The 13,308-nt window shown below is 70.8% G+C and carries 10 protein-coding genes and 1 pseudogene; 6 read left to right on the top strand and 5 right to left on the bottom strand.

The window, feature by feature from the left end; translation table 11 throughout:
• The first annotated feature begins 103 nt into the window (after window positions 1-103).
• A complete protein-coding gene (locus tag K6T50_RS09925) occupies window positions 104-1,486 on the top strand; it encodes a hemolysin family protein (RefSeq protein WP_222606450.1) in 1,383 nt (460 codons plus the stop codon).
• A gap of 148 nt (window positions 1,487-1,634) precedes the next feature.
• On the opposite strand, the gene K6T50_RS09920 is transcribed toward K6T50_RS09925, so the two are convergent.
• The 4 genes from K6T50_RS09920 to K6T50_RS09905 form a co-directional block, all read right to left on the bottom strand.
• A complete protein-coding gene (locus tag K6T50_RS09920) occupies window positions 1,635-2,840 on the bottom strand; it encodes an inorganic phosphate transporter (RefSeq protein ID WP_222606449.1) in 1,206 nt (401 codons plus the stop codon).
• Window positions 2,841-2,962: 122 nt separating this feature from the next.
• Window positions 2,963-3,118 carry a DUF7859 family protein gene (locus K6T50_RS09915; RefSeq protein WP_222606448.1) on the bottom strand — a complete coding sequence of 52 codons (156 nt, stop codon included), beginning with the start codon at window positions 3,116-3,118 and terminating at the stop codon, window positions 2,963-2,965.
• 90 nt (window positions 3,119-3,208) lie between these two features.
• Window positions 3,209-3,922 (bottom strand): type 1 glutamine amidotransferase, encoded by a 714-nt coding sequence (locus K6T50_RS09910; protein WP_222606447.1) that lies wholly within the window; start codon window positions 3,920-3,922, stop codon window positions 3,209-3,211.
• A gap of 105 nt (window positions 3,923-4,027) precedes the next feature.
• Window positions 4,028-4,819 carry an alpha/beta fold hydrolase gene (locus K6T50_RS09905; RefSeq protein ID WP_222606446.1) on the bottom strand — a complete coding sequence of 264 codons (792 nt, stop codon included), beginning with the start codon at window positions 4,817-4,819 and terminating at the stop codon, window positions 4,028-4,030.
• A 455-nt stretch (window positions 4,820-5,274) separates the two neighbouring features.
• Here K6T50_RS09905 and K6T50_RS09900 point away from each other — a divergent pair, with 455 nt between their 5' ends.
• A complete protein-coding gene (locus K6T50_RS09900; protein WP_222606445.1) occupies window positions 5,275-6,300 on the top strand; it encodes a threonine aldolase family protein in 1,026 nt (341 codons plus the stop codon).
• Between the two features lie 57 nt (window positions 6,301-6,357).
• Window positions 6,358-6,865 (top strand): annotated as a pseudogene (locus tag K6T50_RS09895) (TspO/MBR family protein).
• A gap of 59 nt (window positions 6,866-6,924) precedes the next feature.
• On the opposite strand, the gene K6T50_RS09890 reads toward K6T50_RS09895, so the two are convergent.
• Entirely contained in the window at window positions 6,925-9,687 is a 2,763-nt protein-coding gene (locus tag K6T50_RS09890) for a sensor histidine kinase (RefSeq protein WP_222606444.1), read from the bottom strand.
• Between the two features lie 104 nt (window positions 9,688-9,791).
• Between K6T50_RS09890 and alaS the strand changes: the two genes are divergently transcribed.
• The 3 genes from alaS to K6T50_RS09875 all read left to right on the top strand — a co-directional run bounded on the left by alaS (window position 9,792) and on the right by K6T50_RS09875 (window position 13,281).
• The gene (gene alaS, locus K6T50_RS09885) at window positions 9,792-12,560 is read left to right on the top strand and encodes an alanine--tRNA ligase (RefSeq protein ID WP_222606443.1); all 2,769 of its coding nucleotides are present in this window, start codon (window positions 9,792-9,794) and stop codon (window positions 12,558-12,560) included.
• Between the two features lie 13 nt (window positions 12,561-12,573).
• The gene (locus K6T50_RS09880) at window positions 12,574-12,861 is read left to right on the top strand and encodes a DUF7964 domain-containing protein (protein WP_222606442.1); all 288 of its coding nucleotides are present in this window, start codon (window positions 12,574-12,576) and stop codon (window positions 12,859-12,861) included.
• A 72-nt stretch (window positions 12,862-12,933) separates the two neighbouring features.
• Window positions 12,934-13,281 carry a nucleoside triphosphate pyrophosphohydrolase gene (locus K6T50_RS09875; protein ID WP_222606441.1) on the top strand — a complete coding sequence of 116 codons (348 nt, stop codon included), beginning with the start codon at window positions 12,934-12,936 and terminating at the stop codon, window positions 13,279-13,281.
• Window positions 13,282-13,308: the final 27 nt, after the last annotated feature.

Raw genomic sequence — 13,308 nt, 5'->3', positions numbered from 1 at the left:
GGCGGCGACGGCACCGGCGACGGCGGCGTGGGGAGAGCGGACGATGCCCCAGGCCGTCCGAGGACAACGCTTAATCCGGGGGGCAATCAAATCCCCGTATCACATGGGTTTGTCGCCGGTACACGCTCCAGTAGGTACACCCGCGCAGTTCGGCGGGCTCGCGAACGTCGTGCCGATCAACGACACCACGATCACCGTCGGCGGGGCCGTCGCGATCGTCGTGCTCATCATGCTCTCCGCGTTCTTCTCCTCCTCGGAGATCGCCATGTTCTCGCTGGCGGGCCACCGGGTCGAGCAGCTCGTCGAGGACGGTCGCCTCGGTGCCGAGACGGTCAAGGAGCTGAAGAACGACCCGCACCGGCTGCTGGTGACGATCCTCGTCGGGAACAACATCGTCAACATCGCGATGTCCTCCATCGCGACGGGGCTGTTCGCCATCTACATGAGCCAGGGGGAGGCCGTCATCGCGGCGACGTTCGGTATCACCGCGCTCGTGCTCCTGTTCGGTGAGTCGGCGCCCAAGAGCTACGCCGTCGAGAACACCGAGTCGTGGGCGCTTCGGGTCGCCCGTCCGCTGAAGCTCTCCGAGTACGTCCTCTTCCCGCTCATCGTCGTCTTCGACTACCTCACCCGCGTTATCAACAAGGTCACCGGCGGTCGCTCGGCCATCGAGACCTCCTACGTCACCCGCGACGAGATCCAGAACATGATCCAGACCGGGGAGCGCGAGGGGGTCATCGAGGAGGAGGAGCGGGAGATGCTCGACCGCATCTTCCGGTTCAACCAGACGATCGCCAAGGAGGTGATGACCCCCCGGCTCGACGTGAACGCGGTGCCGAAGGACGCCTCCATCGACGAGGCCATCGAGACGTGCGTGCAGGCCGACCACGAGCGCGTCCCCGTCTACGAGGGGAACCTCGACAACATCATCGGCGTCGTGAACATCCGCGATCTGGTCCGCGCGCGCTACTACGGCGAGGGCGAGACCGACCTCGCGGGCGTCGTCCAGCCGACGCTGCACGTCCCCGAGTCGAAGAACGCCGACGAGCTGCTCGAGGAGATGCAGGACACCCGGATGCAGATGGTCGTCGTCATCGACGAGTTCGGCACCACCGAGGGGATCCTCACCCTGGAGGACATGGTCGAGGAGATCGTCGGCGAGATCCTCGAGGGCGACGAGGAGGTCCCCTTCGAGTTCGTCGACGACAACACCGTCCTCGTGCGCGGCGAGGTCAACATCGACGAGGTGAACGAGGTCTTAGAGATCGACCTCCCCGAGGGTCAGGAGTTCGAGACGCTCGCCGGCTTCGTGTTCAACCGCGCCGGCCGCCTCGTCGAGGAGGGCGAGGAGATCGAATACGAGGGCGTGAAGATCCGCATCGAGGAGGTCGACAACACGCGGATCATGCGCGCCCGCGTCACCGTCACCGAGGAGTACTACGCGGTCGACGACGAGGAGGGCGACGAAGCGGAAATCGAGAACTGACCGGAGGTGGCACACCGAATCGATCTGCGTCGCCTGAGAGCCGCTGACTCTCGCTTGTAATGTCCTCCCGTCCGCTGCTGAGTAGCGACCGCAGCCCGACTTCGGAATCGGCGGGGCCGTTCGCTCCGCTGTGCCTCGGTCGTACTACTCACACCACTGCATCCACCGCGACGAACGCCCCGTACCCCAGCCCGAGCGCCAGCGCCAGCGACCCGATCCACGCGAGCACGGTGTAGGCCATCTTCCGCGTGCTCACCCCCGCACCCCCCGCAGCGTACCCCGATCCGATGATCGCGCTCACGATGATCTCGTTGAACGAGACGGGGATGCCGAACGCGACGGCGGTCTGGGCGATGGCGAAGCTGGGGATGAGCGCGGCGATCGAGCGGCGCGGCCCAAGCGAGGAGTAGTCCTGCGCGAGCGCCTTGATCATCCGCGGGGCGCCCGTCCACGAGCCGGCGAGCAGGCCGAGCCCCCCGCCGACGAGCACGGCGATGAGGGGGATCTGCACGTCCGCCCCCTCCCCTCCGAGGAGCGGAACGAGCGGGCCGATCGCGAGCCCGACCTGCGATCCGCCGGCGGAGAAGGCGACGAGTCCACCGAGCACGAGGAGGAAGCGACGTTGCCCGCGCGCCTCGTCGAGCGTCATGTCGCGAAACAGCGCGAGCGCGACGATGACCGCGAACGCGACCGTGACGGCGACCCAGCCGAGATCGACGCCCGCGACCCCGACGGCGGGCAGCGCGGCGGCGACGGCGCCCGCCATCGAGCGCTGCACGCCCGGCGGGCCGAGCACGGTGAAGCCGATGTTGGCGACGAGGGCGGCGACGAGCCCCGCGAGCGTCGGCACGGCGACCCGCTCGGGGACGCGCTCGGCCCGGAGGAGCCGCGCCGTACCGTACGCGATGGAGCCGCCGACGAACGGGGTCGCGACCCACAGCGCCACGATCTCGCGATACTTCCCCCACGCCGGGTCGCCCCCGAGCGCGAGGCCGACGCCGACGACCGCGCCGGTGACGGTGAACGCGGTGGCGATGGGGTAGCCGGCGAACACGCCGATCGCGACGAGCACGGCGGCGGTGATCAGCCCGACGATGGCGGCCGTCGCGGTGATCGGGGCGCCGACGATGAGATCGTTCCCGACGGCCTCCGTGACGTTGGCGCCCTGCAGCACCGCGCCGAGGAAGCCGAGCACGCCGACGATCAGGCCGGCGCGCATCACCGAGATGGCGTTGGCGCCGACGGCGGGGGCGAACGGCGTCGACCCGGACGAGCCGGCGCCGATGGCCCACGCCATGAACAGCGACGCGAGCGCGGCGACCAGAAGCGTAGCGAGGGTGCCGGCTGCGACCATACCCGGGCGTCAGGCCCCGCGGATAAGTCCTTGTTGGGTCCGGGGTCGGTCCCGTCCGCGATGTCGGAGCCACGGTCCGGCCCGACCGCGCCGTCGGCCGCGACCGCGTCCGTAGCCGCCGGTCACCGCCGCCCCTGATCGTAGCCCTCGGCGGCGCTGACGACGATCCGCCGGATGAACAGGTACGCGCCGAACACCAGCGCGAGCAACACCACGAGGATGATCGTCAACCCGGGGTTCGCCGCGACGGCGTCGATCAGCGTGTCGACAACTGCCATGTCCGCCGATGCGGCGGTGCGGGCCATAGGGGTTTCGACAGGGCGGACGACGACGGGAGAGGTGCGTCCGGAGGAACGATCGAACCGGGCTTACGTCTCGATCTCGGCGTTCGAGTCCGCGTCGCGCACGCGGCGGCAGTGGGCGGCGAAGTTGTCGAACAGCGCCTTCGCCTCGCAGGCGGCGTCGTACCGCTCGGGGGTGATCTCCGCGAGCACCTCGTCGACCCGCTCGTCGCCGATGCGGTCGCGCTTCCCCTCGGTGACGGTCTCGGCGGTCTCGACGTCGTACTCGGGGTGGAACTGCACGCCCCAGCAGCTCCCCTTGCGGAACGCGTGCACGCCGAACTGGTTTTCCGCGAGCAGCTCGGCGCCCGGCGGGAGCTCGACGACCGCGTCGCCGTGGGTCGTGAAGACGGTGAACTCCTCGTCGATGCCCGCGAACAGCTCGTCGTCGCCGCGGTGGGTGATCTCGTTGTACCCGATCTCGAAGTCGTCCATGCCGCCGACGCGACCCCCCAGCGCCTCCGCGAGCACCTGATGCCCGTAACAGACGCCGAGGATCGGTAGGCCGCGCTCGGCGGCCTCGGCGGTCCACTCGATCAGCGGCGGGATCCACTCCTCGTCCCAGTAGACCGACGAGCGCGAGCCGGTGACGACCACGCCGTCGAAGTCGAAGTGGTCCGGGAGCTGGCGTGCGTTCGCGTCGAACTCCGCGAGGTCGGCGTCGAGCTCCCGCCGGAAGTTCCGGGCGGTGTTCGCGCCGTCGTGGGCCGCGTTGAGCAGCGCGAGCCGGAGACGTGTCATTGGCGGTTCTGGGTCGTTCTCGGGCAAAGGGTTTGCGCCACCGCCGAGTTCCGCCGGCGTCGCCGACGCCGCGGTGGGGTCCCCCGAGCCGTGCGGCCCCTCTGCTCACGCCTCCGCGTCGAGAAAGCCGAGGACCCGGTCGTTCACCTCGCGGCTCGCCTCCACGGTGGCGAGGTGGCCGGCGCCGTCGATCTCGACGAACTCCCCGCGGGGCAGCCCCTCGGCCAGCTCCTCGCCCTTCGTCGGCGGGCACACCGCGTCCTCGCTCCCGTGGAGCACGAGCGCCTCGTTCGACACCTCGTACAGCCGGTCGGACAGGTCGAACCCGCGGACGGCGGCCCGCGCGGCGTCCCACGCGTCGCGGCCGGCGTCCTCCGCCGCCCGCCACTCGACGATCCGGGCGACCGCGTCGGGCACCGCGTCGAGGAACTCGTCGGTGACGGCCGCCCGGAGCGACGACTCCAGCGCCGCGGGGTCGCCCGGGTCGCCCCACAAGGGATCGGGGTTCATCCCGTCGCCGTAGGCGGGCGTCCCGACGAGCGCGAGCTTGCGCACGCGCCCCGAGTGTAACGCGGCGTGCAGCGCGACCATCCCGCCGAGGCCGACGCCGACGACGTGGGCCGCGCGGACTCCGGCGTCCGCGAGCACGGCGTCCAGATCCGCGGCGAGTTGGCCGACCGTGTACGGGCCCGGCGGGGCGTCCGAGTCGCCGGTGCCGCGGGTCGCCGGCACCACGGCGCGGTACGGCCCGGCGATCGCGGCGTGTTGCCACCCCCACTGCCAGGGGCCGTAGCCGATCTCGCCGCAGAACGCGACGGCGTCCACGTCGCGGTCGTCGTCGCCCTCGCCGTCGACCTCGTAGTACAGACCCACGTCCCCGTTCGATGCGTACGGCACTGGGTGGACGTTCGCGATGCCGCGCCGTGAATCCCTCGGACGTGGCTTCGCCCTCCGTCGTCACCACGACCGGGTTCCCGCGGACGCGACGACCGGTTTACGCGAACGCGACGATCCCCGACTACCCGCCGCGATACACGGGTAGTCCCGGCCGCGACGACGCCCGTCCGGGCCTCGGGTGGGACTGAACGCCCCCGCCGGATCGCGAGCCGAACCGACGCGAGCACCACAGCCGAGGGAGCGGAGCGACCGAGGCGAGGAGCGCGGCGAGGTGCAGGCCGCGATCCGGCGGGGGCGTTCGCGGTCGTCCCCATGGGAGTCGCGGTCGTCGCTGCGGTAATCGCAGTCGGCGCCGCGGGAATCGCGGTCGTGCCACCCCAACGGTCCAGTCTCACCTCGCCTCGGATCGACGGTCGGACCGCTCGATATTTCCGCCGTCGCGCGGACCCTCAGGTATGATCGACTTCCGTTCGGACACGGTGACCCGCCCCGGCGACGAGATGCGCGAGGCCGCGCGCGACGCCGCCGTCGGCGACGACGTGTACGCCGACGACCCGACGGTCAACGAGTTGGAGGCGCGCGCGGCCGACCTCGCCGGCTTCGAGGCCGCCCTGTACGTCCCCTCCGGGACGATGGGCAACCAGATCGCCGTCCGCACGCACACCGACCGCGGGCAGGAGCTGCTGTGCGACGAGCAGGCGCACGTCTACAAGTGGGAGCTTGGCGGCATCCCGCAGCTCTCGGGGGTCCAGCCGCGCATCCTCGACTGCGGCGACCGCTGCGTCCCGACGCCCGAACAGGTTCGCGAGGGGTACGTCGCGGAGGACCTCCACCGCCCCGGCACGGGGCTGCTGTGCCTCGAAAACACGCACAACTCCCGCGGCGGCGTCGCCGTCCCGAAGGCGCACGTCGACGAGGCGGCCGCGGCCGCCCACGACCTCGGCGTTTCGGTCCACCTCGACGGCGCGCGCTTCCTGAACGCCTGCGTCGCGCTCGACACCGAGCCAGCGGCGATGACCGAGCACGTCGACTCGGTGATGTTCTGTCTCTCGAAGGGGCTGGGCGCCCCGGTCGGGTCGGTGCTCGCCGGCGACGCCGAGTTCATTCAGCGCGCCCGCCGCACCCGGAAGCTGTTCGGCGGCGCGATGCGGCAGGCCGGGATGATCGCCGCGCCGGGCCTGCTCGCGCTGGAGAACGTGGACCGGCTCGCCGAGGACCACGCCAACGCCGCCCGCCTCGCCGAGGGACTGAACGGGATCGACGGCCTGTCGGCGCCGGAGCCGGACACCAACATCGTGATGGTCGACAGCGAGGGCGCCGGCCTGACCGGCGAGGAGCTGTCGACCGCCTGCAAGGACGCCGGCGTCTCCTTCAGCGCCTTCGGCGAGTACACCTGCCGGCTGTGTACCCACCTCGACGTCGACGGCGACGACGTGGAAGAGGCGCTCGACAGCATCGAGTCGGTCGTCGCAGAGGCCTGAGTCGGCTCCCGGAACCGGCGACCCGATTTATCCCGTCCGGGCGCGTATCGGCTCGGGATGACCGACTCCGCGTCCGCGATCGACCGCGCCGGCCCGATCTCGGGGCTCGACGACCGACTCGACGGGCTCGTCGGCCTCGCCGCGCTGGTCCTCGCGGTCAACGTCGTCGGCGCGGTCCCGGCCTTCCTGGGCGGCCCCGACTCCGCGTGGTTCGCGGCGCTGACGAAGCCCGAGATCTATCCGCCGGGGTGGCTGTTCGGCGGCGTCTGGACGGCGCTGTTCACCCTGTCGGGCGCGGCGCTGTGGCTGCTCGTGCGCGCGGAGCCTCGCGTTCGGGGCGTTCGTTCTCCAGTTCGGCCTCAACGTCGCGTGGACGCCGACGTTCTTCGCGCTCCAGGAGATCGCGGCGGCGCTGGCGATCGTCGTCGCGCTCGCGGTCCTGCTCGCGGGCACGATCGCCGCGTTCGCCCGCGTCGACCGCCGGGCGGCGGCGCTGCTCGTCCCGTATCTCGCGTGGGTCTGTTTCGCCGCGATGCTGAACTATCGATTCCTCGTACTGAACTGAGGCGGCGGGCGGAGTGGCCGTGACCGCCCTGCGGCCGTCCGGGGCCTCGTTCACTTCGTTCACTCGACCTCGTCGAACTCGAAGCGCGCGCCGCCGTCCTCGCCGGCAGTAGCGGTCACGGACCAGCCGTGCGCCTCGGCGATGCGGCGGACGATCGCGAGCCCGAAGCCGGTGCCGTCCTCGACCGTGGAGACGCCCACCTCGAACACCTCCTCGCGACGGTCCGCCGGGATCCCCGGCCCGTCGTCGGCGACCGCGAAGCCGGTCGGCGTCGCCTCCACGCGGACGGTCGGCGCGCTCCCGCCGTGCTCGATGCTGTTGCGGAACAGGTTCTCGAACAGCTCGCGCAGGCGGTCCTCGTCGGCCTCCACGACGAGCCCGTCTTCGACTTCGAGCGTCGCGTCGCCGGTGTCGACGCTCCCCCACGCCGCCCGGGCGGCGACCGCCACGTCGACCGGCTCCGTGTCGCCGACGACGCGTCCTTCGCGCGCGAGCCGAAGCAGGTCGTCGACCAGCGCGCGCATGCGCTCGACGGCGTCGGAGACGGTGGCGAGATGCTCCACGTCGCCGGTCTCCCGGGCGAGTTCGAGGTATCCCTCCGCCACCGACAGCGGGTTACGGAGGTCGTGTGAGACGACGCTCGCGAACTCGTCGAGCCGCTCGTTCTGCCGACGGAGCGCCCGCTCGCGCTCCTTTCGCTCGGAGATGTCCGAGTAGATGGCGTAGCCGCCGACGTTCTCGGCGTCGAGTTCGAGCGGAACGACGTACAGCAGGAAGTCGCGCATGCCGTCGGCCGTCATGCGACGGACCTCGTCGCGGATGCTCTCGCCGTTCGCGAGGCGCTCGTTGAACGTTCCGGCCTCGGACTCGGCTTCCTCGGGGACGATGTGGTCGTCGATCGGTTCGCCGACGATCTCCTCGCCGAACCCGAACGTGTCCTCGAAGGCGCTGTTGACCGCCTTGACGATCGGCTCGCCGTCGACCAACTCGAACGACAGCGCCGCGTCCGGGACGTTTTCGAACAGCGCCGACAGCCGGTCGCGCTCGGCGCGCAGGTCCGCCTGCGTGCGGGTCCGAGCGAGCGAGACGGCGACGTGCGCCATCAGCAGTTCCGCGTGGCTCAGGTCGTCGCGGTCGAACGCGCTCGGCTCGGTGGCGACCGCCTGGAACACCCCGAGATCGCCGACGGGGATCGAGATCGCCGATCGGTACTCCCGCCTGACCGGCTCGGCGTCGCCGTGGTCGTCCACGTCGTGGATGAGAACGGACTCGCCGGATCGATACGTCCTCCCGGCGACGCCCTCGTCGAGGTCCATCGGACGCGCACCGTCCGGCCGGGTCCCGTCGGCGCCCACCGGCACGAGCGTGTCCCCACGACGCAGCGACAGCGTCGACTTGTCGAACGAGAGGACGTCGCTCGCGGCCTCGATCGCCCGCCGGATCAGGGCGTCCTCGGACTCGGCCGCGGACAGTTCGGTCGCGGCGACGTGGAGCCGCTCGGTCGTCTCCCGTGCGTCCCGCAGCGCCGCCTCCGAACGGATCCGCTCGTGGGTCACCGTCGCATACGAGACGAGCAGTTCCGCGAACTCCAGGTCCCGCTCGTCGAAGGACCCCGTCTCGTCGGCGACCGCCTGAAAGACCGCGCCGTCGGCGAACGGGACGGAGATGACCGATCGGGGCTCCCCGTCGCGTGAGGTCGCGATCTCGTGTTCGACGGTGTCGTCGACGACGAGCGACTCGCCCTCGGCGTAGCTGTGCTCCAGCGCGCCGAACCCGCGGTCGAACGTCGCCGGCAGCGACGGGTCCGTCGTCGCACGCATTCGGAACCCGTCGTCGTCGACGACGTACACGCACGAGTGGTCGAACTGAAGCACGCGCCGTGCGATCTCGACGGTCAGATCGTACAGCTCATCCTCCGTTTCCGCGTCGACGATCCGGGGGGCCGCCTCGTGCAGCTCCGTCATCACCCGCTCGCGGCGCGTCAGGTCCGCCTGTGTCCGCAGGCGCTCGTACGCCTGCCCGACGTGGACCGCGAGCAGTTCGGCCAGTTCGCGGTCGGTGTCGTCGAAGGCGTACTCCTCCAGGGCGATCGCCTGAAACACCGCGTCCCCGCCGAACGGGACGGAGATGCACGATCCGGCCGCGTCAGGGTCGTGCGTCTGCTCGGTGGAAACCTGATCGACGTGGACCGTCTCGCCCCGGCGGTAGGCCCTCCCGCCGATCGACTCGTCGACGCCGACGCGCTCGGGGAGCCAGTCGGCGTTCTCGGAGCGCGCCACGATGTCCATCTCGCCCTCGTCGTGGACCGCGATCGCACAGTGATCGAACGAGAGGACTCGGTTCGCGACCGAAATGGTCCGCTCGAACAGTTCCTCGACGCGCTCGGCGGCGGCGATGTCGGCGGTTCCGGCGTGCAGCTCCGTCATCCGTCGCCGCGCCGCACGCAGCTGTCTGCGCGTCTCGCCCTCGCGTGCGCGGCCGATCTCCGTGAGGAGGCGGTCGATGTCGGCGGCGCGTTCGACGTAGCCGTCGACGTGGGTCGACTCCGCGTCCGGTTCGCGTTCGGCGTACACGACGACGGCCGCGGCCGTCGTCGACAGCGCGTCCCGAACACCCTCCGAGAGCGACGGATCGCCGACGAACACGATCGCCTTCGGACACCGACCCCCGCGGAGTCGCTCCGCGAGCGCGTCCGTCTCGACGATTTCGACCTCGCCGTCGACGGCGTCCGCGAGTGCGTCGACGAACCCGTCGGGAACCGTCGCGTCGGCCGCCGTCACGACGAGGACGGCGATCGACGACTCCGCGACGGATCCCGGCATAGTTACCCGATGTTGTCGGTTCTTCATTTAACAGTAACGGGGATCGGACCGACGGCGAACGCGGCCCGGAACCCTTTTGCGCGGCGACGGGGCACAACCTGGTAATGAGCGACCTTACCGCGGAGTACCGCCTCGACTACTTCGAGGAGGAGGGGTTCTCCCGACGGGAGTGTTCCTCCTGCGGGGACCACTTCTGGACCCGCGACGACGAGCGGGAGCTGTGCGGCGAGCCGCCCTGCGAGGACTACTCGTTCATCGGCGATCCCGGCTTCGACGAGGCGTACACCCTCGAGGAGATGCGCGAGGCGTTCCTCTCGTACTTCGAGGCCCACGACCACGAGCGGATCGAGCCGTACCCGGTCGCGGCGAACCGCTGGCGCGACGACGTGCTGCTCACGCAGGCGTCCATCTACGACTTCCAGCCGCTGGTCACCTCCGGACAGACCCCGCCGCCGGCGAATCCCCTCACCGTCAGTCAGCCGTGCATCCGGATGCAGGACATCGACAACGTGGGCAAGACCGGCCGCCACACGATGGCCTTCGAGATGATGGCCCACCACGCGTTCAACGCGAAGGAGGAAGTCGGCGACAAATACGCCTATTCCGGGGAGGTCTATTGGAAGGACGAGACCGTCCGCCTGTGTGACGGCCTGTTCGAGAAGATGGGGGCGGACCTGTCGGAGATCACCTACATCGAAGATCCGTGGGTCGGCGGCGGCAACGCCGGCCCCGCCATCGAGGTCATCTACAAGGGCGCCGAGCTGGCGACGCTCGTCTTCATGTCGCTGGAGCAGGACCCCGAGGGCGAGTACGAGCTGAAGGACGGCAACACGTACTCCGAGATGGACACGTACATCGTGGACACCGGGTACGGGCTGGAGCGGTGGACCTGGATGAGCCAGGGCACCCCGACCGTCTACGAGGCCATCTACCCCGACGCCATCGAGTTCCTGAAGGACAACGCCGGGATCGACCTGAGCGACGAGGAGGAGGAGCTGGTTCGCCGCGCCTCCACGCTGGCGGGCCACCTCGACATCGACGAGGCCGAGGACATCGAGGCCGCCCGCGACAACATCGCCGACAAGCTCGGCGTCGACACCGACGAGCTGACCGCCCTGCTGGAGCCGCTGGAGAACATCTACGCCATCGCCGACCACTGCCGGACGCTCGCGTACATGTTCGGCGACGAGATCGTCCCCTCGAACGTCGGGACGGGCTATCTCGCGCGGATGGTCCTGCGCCGGACGAAGCGCCTCGTCGACGAGGTCGGCGTCGACGCGCCGCTCGACGAGCTGGTCGACATGCAGGCCGACCGCCTCGGCTACGAGAACCGCGGCACGATCCGCGACATGGTGCGCACCGAGGTCGAGAAGTACCGCGAGACGCTCGAACGCGGGGGCCGCAAGGTGGAGACGCTGGCCGACGAGTACGCCGGCACCGGCGAGCCGATCCCCGTCGAGGAACTGATCGAGCTGTACGACTCCCACGGGATCCAGCCGGACATGGTCGAGGAGATCGCCGCCGAGCGCGGCGCGACCGTCGAGGTGCCCGACGACTTCTACGGGCTCGTCGCCTCCCGCCACGACTCCGCGCAGGCGTTCGACCGCGAGGACGACGCCGACGATCGCCTCGCGGACCTGCCGGCGACCGAACGGCTCTATTACGACGACCAGGAGCGCACGGAGTTCGAGGCCGTCGTCCTCGACGTGTTCGAGCGCGAGGACGGCTACGACGTGGTGCTGGACCAGACGATGTTCTACCCCGAGGGCGGCGGCCAGCCCGCCGACCGCGGGACGCTCTCGACCGACGACGCCACCGTCGAGGTGGAGGACGTACAGATCCGCGGCGACGTGGTGCTCCACCGCACCGACGAGGACCCCGGCAAGGGCGAGTTCGTCACCGGCCAGGTCGACGGCGAGCGTCGCCGCCGGCTGATGCGCCACCACACCGCGACCCACATCGTCGGCTACGCCGCCCGGCAGGTGCTCGGCGAGCACCTCCGCCAGGCGGGCGCCCAGAAGGGGCTCCAGTCCTCGCGGCTCGACGTGACCCACTACGACCGCGTCACGCGCGATCAGGTGAAGGCGATCGAGGAGGTCGCGAACGACCTGGTGCGCCGGAACGTCCCCGTCAAGCAGGAGTGGCCCGACCGCCACGAGGCGGAGTCCGAGCACGGCTTCGACCTGTATCAGGGCGGGATCCCGCCGGGCGAACAGATCCGGCTCATCCGCGTCGGCGACGACGTGCAGGCCTGCGGCGGCACCCACGTCGCCCGGACGGGCGACATCGGCGCGATCAAGCTGCTGAAGACCGAGCCCGTGCAGGACGGCGTCGAGCGCCTCGTGTTCGCCGCCGGCGAGGCCGCCCTCGACGCGACCCACCGCACCGAGGACGCGCTGTACGACGCCGCCGACGTGCTCTCGGTCGACCCGCAGGAGGTTCCCGAGACCGCCGAGCGGTTCTTCACCGAGTGGAAGCAGCGCGGCAAGACGATCGACCGCCTGAAGGAGGAGCTGGCGGAGCTTCGCGCCGCCGCGGGCGGCGAGGAGGTCGAGGTCGGCGACGCCGTCGCGGTCGTCCAGCGGATGGACGCCGACACCGACGAGCTTCGCGCCACCGCCAACGCCCACGTCGAGGACGGCCGGATCGCCGTGCTCGGCTCCGGCGCCGGCGGCGCCGCGACGTTCGTCGTCGGCGTTCCCGACGGCGTCGGCGTCAACGCCGGCGAGGTCGTCGGCGAGCTCGCCGGCCGCGTCGGCGGCGGCGGGGGCGGCCCGCCGGACTTCGCGCAGGGCGGCGGTCCCGACGTGGACGCGCTCGACGACGCGCTCGACTCGGCCGCGGAGATCCTCCGGCAGAAGCTGGAGGCGTGACCCCTCGTCCCCGATGTCGCTGATCAACTCGCTCCCGTACCCGATGGGCGCCGCGCAGGTCCGCGGGCTGACGGAGTCCGACCGGATCGTCGAGGCCCACCACGAGGTGATCGCGCAACGCTCCGGGACCGAGGTGGTGCCGGCGATGCTGATCACGACCGAGGCGAAGTCGGTCGCCGTCGTCGAGGACCGCGAGCGCGAGCGGTATCGCGTGCTGGCCTCGGGCGACCGCGACGACCGCGAGGACGTGTACGCCGAGCTTCGCGAGTGGGCGACCGAGCAGGGCTACGGCGGGCCGTAGCGCTCCGGCTCCCCGGCGACCCCGGCCCCGCGACCGAACCGACTTTCACCCGTTCTCGCCGTTCGTGTGCCCGTGAACGACGACGCGAGCACGGTCGAGTACGACAAGCTCGTCCGCGACGACATCCCCGACGTGATCCGCGCGGACGGCGAGCGGCCCGTCACGCGGACGGTCGACGGGGCGGAACTGGACCGCTACCTCCTCGACAAGCTCGTCGAGGAGGCGACCGAAGCACGCGAGGCGGCCGAGGACCCCGAGGAGTCCGTCGACGCCGAACTCGCGGACCTGTCGGCGGTGCTGGACGCGCTGGTCGGGCGTCGCGACCGCGACCGGATCGAGCGACTCCGCCGCGAGAAGGCGGCCGAACGCGGGGCGTTCGCCGACGGCGTCGTGTTGGAACGGGTCGAACCCGACGGGTGAGTCGGTCCGACGCGACGGGTAAGCCGA

It is taken from the genome of Halobaculum magnesiiphilum (assembly GCF_019823105.1).
Lineage (GTDB): Archaea > Halobacteriota > Halobacteria > Halobacteriales > Haloferacaceae > Halobaculum > Halobaculum magnesiiphilum.
This window is presented reverse-complemented; position numbering and strand designations above follow the sequence as displayed.

Coding starts and splice junctions, on each gene's coding strand:
- K6T50_RS09910 (WP_222606447.1), bottom strand. CDS start 3,922: ATGACACGTCTCCGGCTCGCGCTGCTCAACGCGGCCCACGACGGCGCG.
- alaS (WP_222606443.1), top strand. CDS start 9,792: ATGAGCGACCTTACCGCGGAGTACCGCCTCGACTACTTCGAGGAGGAG.
- K6T50_RS09890 (WP_222606444.1), bottom strand. CDS start 9,687: ATGCCGGGATCCGTCGCGGAGTCGTCGATCGCCGTCCTCGTCGTGACG.
- K6T50_RS09925 (WP_222606450.1), top strand. CDS start 104: ATGGGTTTGTCGCCGGTACACGCTCCAGTAGGTACACCCGCGCAGTTC.
- K6T50_RS09880 (WP_222606442.1), top strand. CDS start 12,574: ATGTCGCTGATCAACTCGCTCCCGTACCCGATGGGCGCCGCGCAGGTC.
- K6T50_RS09915 (WP_222606448.1), bottom strand. CDS start 3,118: ATGGCAGTTGTCGACACGCTGATCGACGCCGTCGCGGCGAACCCCGGG.
- K6T50_RS09900 (WP_222606445.1), top strand. CDS start 5,275: ATGATCGACTTCCGTTCGGACACGGTGACCCGCCCCGGCGACGAGATG.
- K6T50_RS09920 (WP_222606449.1), bottom strand. CDS start 2,840: ATGGTCGCAGCCGGCACCCTCGCTACGCTTCTGGTCGCCGCGCTCGCG.